This is a genomic window from Streptomyces sp. NPDC051133 (assembly GCF_040682635.1).
Classification (GTDB): domain Bacteria; phylum Actinomycetota; class Actinomycetes; order Streptomycetales; family Streptomycetaceae; genus Streptomyces.
Genome location: NZ_JBFBBK010000133.1, coordinates 1 through 1,645 on the forward strand (window position 1 = coordinate 1; position 1,645 = coordinate 1,645).

At 66.0% G+C, this 1,645-nt stretch carries 2 protein-coding genes; one reads left to right on the forward strand and one right to left on the reverse strand.

The annotated features are described in order from the left end of the window. Positions 1 to 238 precede the first annotated feature (238 nt). Positions 239 to 688 carry a single-stranded DNA-binding protein gene (locus AB0N17_RS45200; protein WP_366017523.1) on the forward strand — a complete coding sequence of 150 codons (450 nt, stop codon included), beginning with the start codon at positions 239 to 241 and terminating at the stop codon, positions 686 to 688. Positions 689 to 721: 33 nt separating this feature from the next. On the opposite strand, the gene AB0N17_RS45205 is transcribed toward AB0N17_RS45200, so the two are convergent. After that, positions 722 to 1,645: site-specific integrase (locus AB0N17_RS45205; protein ID WP_366017521.1), on the reverse strand; the 924-nt coding region annotated here is incomplete at its 5' end.

Consider the following 1,645-nt stretch of genomic DNA (forward strand, 5'->3'; position numbering starts at 1 on the left):
GCACTTTTCCGGACTAAGGAATCGATCATGAAGTGGTCGTCTCCAGCACGTGGGTGGAGGTGCTCGACTTCGACGTCACGGTCGCGTCCGCGGAGTGCTCGGGCGAGGCGTTCTGTAAGTAGGTGTTCTTCGTCCTGAAAGCTTGAACGCGGCTGTCTTCCAGTTCAGGTGCCGGAGTGTCGGTGGCGGTGACTACTCTGAGCGAGAGTCCTGGATGACCTGGTGGGAGTGGTGGGCAGTGGCGGGCGAGACGCTGGCGACGGTTGTGGGGAATTTGACCGCGGACCCGGAACTTCGGTTCACGGCTTCGGGAGTTCCCGTGGCTGGTTTCACAGTGGCGTCCACGCCACGGACGTTCGACCGTGAGCGGTCGGAGTGGGTGGATGGTGAGCCGCTCTTCCTGCGATGTTCGCTGTGGCGGCAGGCCGCCGAGAACGCCGCGAATTCCCTGGCCAAGGGCGCGCGTGTCATCGTCACGGGACGGCTCAAGCAGCGAACATTCGACGACAACGAGGGACAGCGCCGCACCGTCGTCGAGATGGATGCCGAAGAGATCGCGGTCTCCCTTGCGTATGCGACCGCGTCCGTCACCAAGACCTATCGGCCCGGCGGGAACGCAGCCTCGGCGCCCGCACCGCGTCAGCAGCCGCAACAGTCCAGCGCTGAGGCCGAACCGCACCCCTTCTGATGGCGATGCGCCCACAACCTGCCGGGAGTCCGGTCAGCGGTGGGCGGGGCCAGCCTGCGGACCTGGTTCTTGGGAAGGTGCAGGTAGCCGAACGAGATCAGGCCTATCCGGTGCATGCGGGGAATCTCCCGGCGGGGTGAGTGTGTCGGTGAAGACGGGCATACCGAGGTCAACCAGCTGTGGCCGGCCATCGATCGGAGCCCGCTTGAGGCTGTTGAGCTTGGCCATCGCGGCGTCGAAGCTGACCTGGAGTCCTTCGACTTCACCGAGCCAGCCGTTGGCGCGGGCCTCGCGGATGCGTTCGCGGAGATTGTGGATGATCTCGATGAGGCGGGGCTTCTGCCGGGGGTCCATCTGCAGGACCGGGCAGCGGATGCAGGCGTGCTCGTGCTTGCAGGGGGTTCCGTAGGGACGCCCGCAGGTGCCGAGCGAGACCTTGCGGAGCTCGAAGTGCTGCTGGAAGTCGCGCCACTCCGCCGCGGTCGGCTCTCGATATTCCTCTTGGGGACGCTCGGCCCGACGCCGGTCGAGGAAGCCTCGGTAGGTGCGCACCAGGTCGTCCTGGAAGACGGCGAGGTATGCCTGAGTGGTGGTCAGTGTCTTGTGACCGAGGATTCGAGCTGCGATATGAACGGGCAGGCCGCCGGTGACGGCCTCGGTCGCGAACATCCTTCGGAAGTCATGCGGGGTGTAGCGCAGCGGCTCACCGGCCTGGTCACGGAGTCCGGTGGCCTCCAGAGTCCGGTCGAGTGCGCGCTTGATGCCGGCCTCGCTCATGACCTGCGGCTGCCAGTAGGGGCGGCGCTGGAACAGGTGCGGCAGTTGGGGACCCGTGACGCGCTCGTGTGTGTCGTAGCGGGAGATCAGCGGGACTTTCCCGCCGTTGGCGTCGCGCAGGCGCTTGATGATCGTGGCAAGGACGCTGGCGAGTTCGGGGCTGACCAGCAGCAACCGTTC